6 protein-coding genes and 1 pseudogene are annotated in these 6,918 nt (G+C 73.1%); 3 read left to right on the top strand and 4 right to left on the bottom strand.

Annotated features, from left to right (window positions below):
- The first annotated feature begins 175 nt into the window (after positions 1 to 175).
- Together ACWD10_RS34680 and lnt are read left to right on the top strand one after the other, a co-directional pair.
- The gene (locus ACWD10_RS34680) at positions 176 to 625 is read left to right on the top strand and encodes a nuclear transport factor 2 family protein (protein ID WP_451097661.1); all 450 of its coding nucleotides are present in this window, start codon (positions 176 to 178) and stop codon (positions 623 to 625) included.
- Between the two features lie 111 nt (positions 626 to 736).
- Entirely contained in the window at positions 737 to 2,380 is a 1,644-nt protein-coding gene (gene lnt / locus ACWD10_RS34675; protein WP_451097660.1) for an apolipoprotein N-acyltransferase, read from the top strand.
- Here lnt and ACWD10_RS34670 read toward each other — a convergent pair.
- On the bottom strand, positions 2,295 to 3,209 hold the full coding sequence (locus tag ACWD10_RS34670) for a Gfo/Idh/MocA family protein (RefSeq protein WP_451097659.1): 915 nt from the start codon (positions 3,207 to 3,209) through the stop codon (positions 2,295 to 2,297). The genes lnt and ACWD10_RS34670 overlap by 86 nt on opposite strands.
- A gap of 172 nt (positions 3,210 to 3,381) precedes the next feature.
- A complete protein-coding gene (locus tag ACWD10_RS34665) occupies positions 3,382 to 4,590 on the bottom strand; it encodes an FAD-dependent monooxygenase (RefSeq protein ID WP_451097658.1) in 1,209 nt (402 codons plus the stop codon).
- A gap of 99 nt (positions 4,591 to 4,689) precedes the next feature.
- On the opposite strand from ACWD10_RS34665, the pseudogene ACWD10_RS34660 reads away from it, so the two are divergent.
- A pseudogene (locus ACWD10_RS34660) lies at positions 4,690 to 5,280 on the top strand (TetR/AcrR family transcriptional regulator); the annotation flags it as partial.
- A 291-nt stretch (positions 5,281 to 5,571) separates the two neighbouring features.
- Here ACWD10_RS34660 and ACWD10_RS34655 read toward each other — a convergent pair.
- Together ACWD10_RS34655 and ACWD10_RS34650 are read right to left on the bottom strand one after the other, a co-directional pair.
- Entirely contained in the window at positions 5,572 to 6,018 is a 447-nt protein-coding gene (locus ACWD10_RS34655; protein WP_451097657.1) for a hypothetical protein, read from the bottom strand.
- Between the two features lie 119 nt (positions 6,019 to 6,137).
- On the bottom strand, positions 6,138 to 6,833 hold the full coding sequence (locus ACWD10_RS34650) for a uracil-DNA glycosylase (RefSeq protein ID WP_451097656.1): 696 nt from the start codon (positions 6,831 to 6,833) through the stop codon (positions 6,138 to 6,140).
- Between the last annotated feature and the right edge of the window lie 85 nt (positions 6,834 to 6,918).

The raw sequence follows: 6,918 nt of genomic DNA, 5'->3' as shown, positions 1-6,918 counted from the left end.
GCAGCCGATGCCGTCACCCAGGCGCAGAACGTCGCGGCGCTCGCCCGGGAGTCGGAGGCGGAGCGGCGCGTCGGGCGACGTCGGGCGCCATGGCGCAGGTCGTGTTGAACGCCGTGTTGAACAACGGTTGCGCACACCCCTTGGCCTCGCGCCCGTGGCGGACAAGACTGAGTCAATGACGCAGCGCGTGGATCTCGCGACCGTGATGGACCGCCTAGCCATTGACGAACTCGTCACCGACTACGCGATCGCCGTCGACGACGGCGACTGGGCCGCCTACCGGAGGCTGTTCGCGCCGGACGGGCGCGCCGACTACCGCTCGGCCGGTGGCATCGAGGGGACCGCGGACGACGTGGCCGACTGGCTGGCCGAGTCCCTCCTCGCCCTGCCGATGCGCCAGCACCTGATCGTGAACCGCCGCCTCCGCCTCGACTACCCGGAGGGGGACATCGGCGACACCGCCGAGCTCCAGGCCGACTACACCAACCCGATGCGTACGGACGGTCGCGGCGGGGCCCCGGACTTCGAGTGCGGCGGCCGGTACGCCTTCTCCTTCCTGCGTACGCCGGTCGGCTGGCGCATCACCCGGCTCACCGTGCACGAAAAGTGGCGTCGTACGGGCTGACCACCGCACCGGCCCCTGACGCGGGCCGCACCAGGCCCTCTGTCGGAGATCGCCGCGGGCGCGCACACTGGACGTGTGCACCGGGCATCCAGGGCCGGGGAGGCGCGGTATATGGACGTCGCTGCAGGCACGACCGAGGATCGCGGAGGGCGCGGGGCGGGCCGGAGTGTGAAGACAGGGCCTGCGCTCCTGTCATCCCCATGGTGGCGGGGCGGGGCCGCGGTGCTCTGCGGGGCACTGCCCGTGCTCACGTTCCCCGAGCCGAACTGGTGGTGGTTCGCGTACGTCGCCCTCGTGCCGTGGCTGCTGCTCATCCGGTCCGCGCCGACCGCGCGGCGGGCCATGTACGACGGCTGGCTCGGTGGGATCGGCTTCATGTTCGCGGTGCACCACTGGCTGCTGCCGAGCCTGCATGTGTTCACGCTGGTGATAGCGGCGCTGCTCGGGCTGCTCTGGGCGCCGTGGGGGCGGCTCGTGCACCATCTGCTCGGCGCCCGGGCGCTCTCGTGGCGTCGGGCGGCGGCCGCCCTGGTGCTCGTGCCCTCGGGCTGGCTGGTGATCGAACTCGTCCGGTCCTGGGAGGGGTTGGGCGGTCCGTGGGGGCTGCTCGGGTCCAGCCAGTGGCAGGTCGGCCCGGCTCTGCGGGTGGCGTCGGTCGGCGGCGTATGGCTGATCAGTCTCCTGGTCGTGGCGGTGAACACCGGGCTCGCCCTGCTCGTCACGGAGCGCGCGGCCCGGACCCCCGCGACCGCCGGGCTCGTCGCCGCGGCCCTGGTGACCGGCGCCGCGTGGCTGTGGGCGCCGCGCCCGGACCGGGACGGCGCGGGCACCGTCCGGATCGCCGTCGTACAGCCCGGCGTGAACAACGGGGTGGGCGGCGCCGCGGCGCGCTTCGACCGCGAGGAGGCGCTCACCCGGGGGCTCGCCGGGCGCGAGCTCGACCTGGTGGTCTGGGGCGAGAGCAGCGTCGGGTCCGACCTCGCCGACCGCCCCGACCTCGCCGACCGGATCGCGGCGCTCTCCCGTGAGGTGGACGCCCAGATCCTCGTGAACGTGGACGCACGCCGCTCCGACAAGCCCGGAATCTTCAAGTCCGCGCTGCTCGTGGGCCCGGACGGGCCGACCGGCGCGCGCTACGACAAGATGCGGCTCGTGCCGTTCGGCGAGTACATACCGGCCCGTGCGGTGCTCGGCTGGGCCACCTTCGTCGGCAAGGCCGCGGAGGAGGACCGCAGGCGCGGCACGGCCCCGGTGGTGCTGCCGGTGGCAGGCGGGCCGCGGGTCGGCCCGCTGGTCTGCTTCGAGTCGGCGTTCCCCGACATGAGCCGCCACCTCACCCGCGACGGCGCCCAGGTCCTTCTCGCCCAGTCCGCGACCTCGACGTTCCAGGGCAGTTGGGCCCCCGCGCAGCACGCCTCGCTCGCCGCACTGCGCGCCGCCGAGACCGGCCGCCCCTTCGTGCACGCCACGCTCACCGGGGTCTCCGCGGTGTACGGCCCGGACGGCGAGCGCATCGGCGCCCCGCTCGGCACGGACGAGTCCACGGCCGCGGTCTACGACGTACCGCTCGCCACCGGAACCACGCCGTACGTACGGTTCGGCGACTGGACGGTGTACGGGTCGCTCGCGGCACTTGCCGTGCTGTGCGCGGTCGAGGCGATCCGGATGTTCAGAGGTTCCGGTCGGCGCCCGCGACCGCCCGCTCCACCACCCGCTCGCACAGCTCATGGGTCGCCAGAGCATCCCGTGCGCTGAGCGCCTTGCCCGCTCGCACCGCGTCCAGGAAGGCGTGCACGGCCTGTTCGATGCCGCGCTGCCGGGCCACCGACACCCAGTCGCCGCGCCGCCGGACGCTGGGCTGGCCCTTGTGGTCGATGACCTCGGCGAGGTTGCGCACCTCGCGCTTGCTGTCCTGCCCGGAGACCTCCAGGATCTCCTCGGTCGAGCCGCTGAGCCGGTTCATGACGCCGATCGCGGTGAAGCCCTCGCCGCCCAGTTGCAGCACCACGTGGTGCATGAGGCCGCCCACGACGCGGGCCCGGACCGAGATGTCGTCGACCGGCCCCGGCACCAGGAACCGCAGCGTGTCGACGACGTGGATGAAGTCGTCGAGGACGAGCGTGCGCGGGTCCTCGGGCAGGCCGATGCGGTTCTTCTGCATCAGGATCAGCTCGCGCGGGTGCTCGGCGCACTGCGCGTAGCCGGGTGCGAAGCGGCGGTTGAAGCCGACGGCGAGGCTGGTGCCGCGCTCCTCGGCGAGGGCCACCAGGCGCTCGGAGTCGGCGAGTTCGTACGCGAGCGGCTTGTCGACATACGTCGCGACCCCGGCCTCCAGGAGGCGCCCGACGATCTCCGGGTGCACGGCGGTCGGCGCGTGTACGAACGCCGCGTCGAGGCCCTGCGCGAGCAGCCCGTCCAGATCTGTGTGGCAGCGCTCCTCGGGGACGTGGTGGGCGGCCGCGACCCGGGCGAGCGTGGCCGGGGAGCGGGTCTGCAGATGCAGCTCGGCCCCCGGCAGCGTGCCGAGCACCGGCAGATACGCCTTCTGCGCGATGTCCCCGAGCCCGATGCAGCCGACCTTCACGTCCGTCTCCCTGTGTTCGTGGCCGTGTGTTCGTGGCCGTGTGTTCGTGGCGGTTCTCGCCGTGCGTCGCGTTTCGCTGTGCGTCGCTTCTCTTGTAGCGACCGATCCGCCCGCCGCCGCTTCTGTAGTGGCGACCGTTTCGGCACTACGGGCACTGCAAGCGCCACGGACGCTACGGGCGCTGTGCGGCGGCGTCCCGCTCCGCCCCGGCAGCATACGTGCGTTGCGGCGGCCGCCAGTCGACGATGCCGTCGAAGGTGCGGGCCACCAGGTTGGGGCCCAGGCGGTCGACGCCCGCGATCAGCGCGTTGCGCAGGAACTCGGCGGGGCGCCCGATCGGCGTCGTGTTGACCCGGCCCATCGTGTACGCCTTGCGGACGACGGCCATGGTGCGCGGCAGGCGGTCCGCCGTGTACGCCGCGAGGGCCGCGTCGAGCGTGGCGTCCGGGCGGGCGTGGTGGGCGAGCACGACGGCGTCCTCGATGGCCTGATTGCCGCCCTGGCCGAGGCTGGGCGTCATGGCGTGCGCGGCGTCACCGAGCAGTGCGACCCGGCCCGAGTGGTAGGCGGGCAGCGCCTCGCGCATGAAGTACACGTCGTTGCGCAGAACTTGCTCGGGCCGTGCCGCGGCCAGGATGTCCGGGATGGGCCGGTGCCAGTCCCCGAACCGGCGCAGCAGCTCCTCGCGTTCGTCGTCGGGCACGCGCCCGCCCGCCGGGACGCCCGCGGCGGCGTACGCGTACACCGTGCTGTCCTTCATCGGATGCGAGCCCCACAACTCGCCTCTCCCCCAGGTCTCGTGCGACCCGAAGGGCCGCTCGAGCGCGGGCACCACGACGCGCCAGGTGGTGAATCCGGAGTACGCCGGGCCGGGGTGGTCCGGGAACAGCGCCCCGCGCACCCGCGAGTGGATGCCGTCCGCGCCGACCACCAGGTCCGCCGTCAACGCGCCGTCCGGCGTGGCCACCACGGCGGGCCGCACCGGTCCGCCCGCGTCGACGAGGGACGCGGCCTGCCCGGTGCGCACGGCCTCGCGCGGCAGCCGGGAGCGGAGCGCGTCGACCAGGGTGGCGCGGTGCAGGAGCACGAGCGAGCCGCCGAACCGCTCGGCCAGATCCTTGCTGCTGGTGCGCGAGAGCCAGCGACCTGCGGGGGTGCGCAGGCCGCCGTCGCCCTGCCAGGCGGCCAGCGCGCGGATCTCGTCCCCGAGCCCGATGACGTCGAGGGCGCGCTGGGCGTTGGGCGAGAGCGAGATGCCCGCGCCGACCGGTTCGAGGGACACGGCGCGCTCCACGACGGTCACGTCCCAGCCCTCCTGGTGCAGTGCGGCGGCCGCGGTGAGCCCACCGATGCCGCCTCCGATCACGAGTGCACGGGCCATGACACTCCTCCTTCTCGCGCAACCACGCGGAACTACACCTGTAGTGAGCACCTGCCCCGACAGTACTACACATGTAGTGATCGTGAGTAGAGTGCTCCCATGGCCGTACGCTCCACCGGCGCCGCCACCCGCGCCGAACTCATCGCCGACACCGCCCTCGCCCTGCTCGCCGAGCGCGGCATGCGCGGGCTCACGCACCGCGCCGTGGACGAGGCGGCCGGGCTGCCGCAGGGCTCCACGTCGAACCACGCCCGCACCCGGCTCGCGCTCCTGGAGACGGCGGTACGGCGCCAGGCCGAGCGGGAGGCGCGGCTGCTCACGCCGACGGAGTCACCGAGTCCGGAGAGCGGCGTGGAGGGCGTGGCCGAGAGCCTCGCCCTGGCCCTGCACCGCTCGCTCACGCGGGAGCGCGAACTGGTCGTCTCGCGCTACGAGTTGGCCCTGGAGGCCACCCGCAGGCCGGAGCTGCGGGCCTATTACGACCGGGCGGGCCGACAGTTCCGCGAGCCGGTGACGGCGCTGCTGCGGGCGCTCGGCTCGCCGGATCCGGAGCGGCACACGCTGTCCCTGGTGGCGTGGTGCGAGGGCATCCTGTTCTCCTGCTCGGCGGGGTCGTTCCACGCGGAGGTGCCCTCGGAGGCGGAGCTGACGGTGGGCTTCCGTGAACTTCTGCGGGGGATGCTGGGCAACAATTCAGCCCGTCCGGCGTTTGAGGACGAGCCCTGCCCACCCGTCTCCCACCACCACCCTCAACCGAGGCGCTACGCGCCACCCCCTGGCCTAGGGGCGAAAGGGGGGTCTGGGGGCGCAGCCCCCGGATGACGGCACCCCCTCCTCCGCCTTGCAGCCGCTGCTCGCCATCCGAAGGACGAATCAAAGAGGCGAGGCGGAGCCGCACAGCGGCGGAGCGCACCAGACGCCGCTCCCGGCCACACGGACAGGCACCGCCCACCTCAGCCGGCCTGACCCATCGGACAGGCCCTAGCCGAGCCGCCGCTCAAGCCGTTCCAGGGCGGCACGGACCCCGGTCCGGGACGCGTCGTCGTCCAGGGCATCCAGAGCCGCGCGGGCACACCGCAGGTGCCTGCGGGCCTCGTCCTCGCGGGCGAGCTTCAGATAGTCGGCGGCGAGGTTCAGGTGCAGGGACGGGGAGAAGGCGCGGCCGAGGCGCTCCTCGGTGAGCGACTCGGCCGCGGTCAGCGCGCGCAGGTCCCAGGCCAGCTCGTCGGCCGGTTCGTCCTGGGTGTCGGCGATGTAGTGCGCGACGGTGACGCGGTGCAGCGGATCGCCGTCCTCGCCGATCTCCGCCCAGAGGTCCAGGAACCGCTTACGGGCCTCCTCGCGGTCCCCGGCGTGGTGCAGCATGACCGCCTGCCCCGCCCGGGCCAGGACCGCGTCCTCCGCCGCCCGCTCCTGCCGCTCAGCCACCGCGCCCTCACGCACCTTCCCCAGCCGTTGCCCGCCGGGACGACGCTAACCGCCGCCCGGGACGAACGCCGGTCGGGCGCGGGCATACGGCGGCAGTGCCCCCGTGTCGGGCGGGCCGCTCAGTAGCCGGCCTCCGCGTAGTCCGGAATGCGCCAGTCGATCGGCTCGTGGCCCTGGGCCGCCACCGCCTCGTTGATCTGCGTGAAGGGGTGCGAGCCGAAGAACTTCTTCGCCGAGAGCGGCGAGGGGTGGGCGCCCTTCACCACGACGTGCCGCTCGGTGTCGATCAGCGGGAGCTTCTTCTGCGCGTAGTTGCCCCAGAGCACGAAGACCGCCGGGTCGGGCCGCTCGGCGACGGCGCGGATCACCGCGTCCGTGAACTTCTCCCAGCCCTTGCCCTTATGGGAGTTGGCCTCACCGGCCCGGACCGTGAGCACCGCGTTGAGCAGCAGCACGCCCTGGCGGGCCCAGGGCATCAGATAGCCGTTGTCCGGAATGGGGGTGCCGAGCTCGGCGTGCATCTCCTTGTAGATGTTCCGCAGCGACGGCGGGGTCTTCACACCGGGCCGCACCGAGAAGCACAGGCCGTGGCCCTGCCCCTCGCCGTGGTACGGGTCCTGGCCGAGGACCAGGACCTTCACCTTCTCGTACGGCGTGGCCTCCAGGGCGGCGAAGACCTCCTCGCGCGGCGGGTAGACGGGACCCTTCGCCCGCTCCTCCTCCACGAACTCGGTGAGTTCCTTGAAGTAGGGCTTCTGGAGCTCTTCGCCGAGCACCTCGCGCCAGGACTCGGGGAGCATCGAGGGGTCCGTCACGTCAACAACCTCCGGTGTGTGGTCAGTTAGCTCCACTGAACCTACCGTCGGCCACTGACAACGCGGGACGGTGGCCGTGACCGGG

Source organism: Streptomyces sp. NPDC002851 (assembly GCF_053591935.1).
This window is presented reverse-complemented; position numbering and strand designations above follow the sequence as displayed.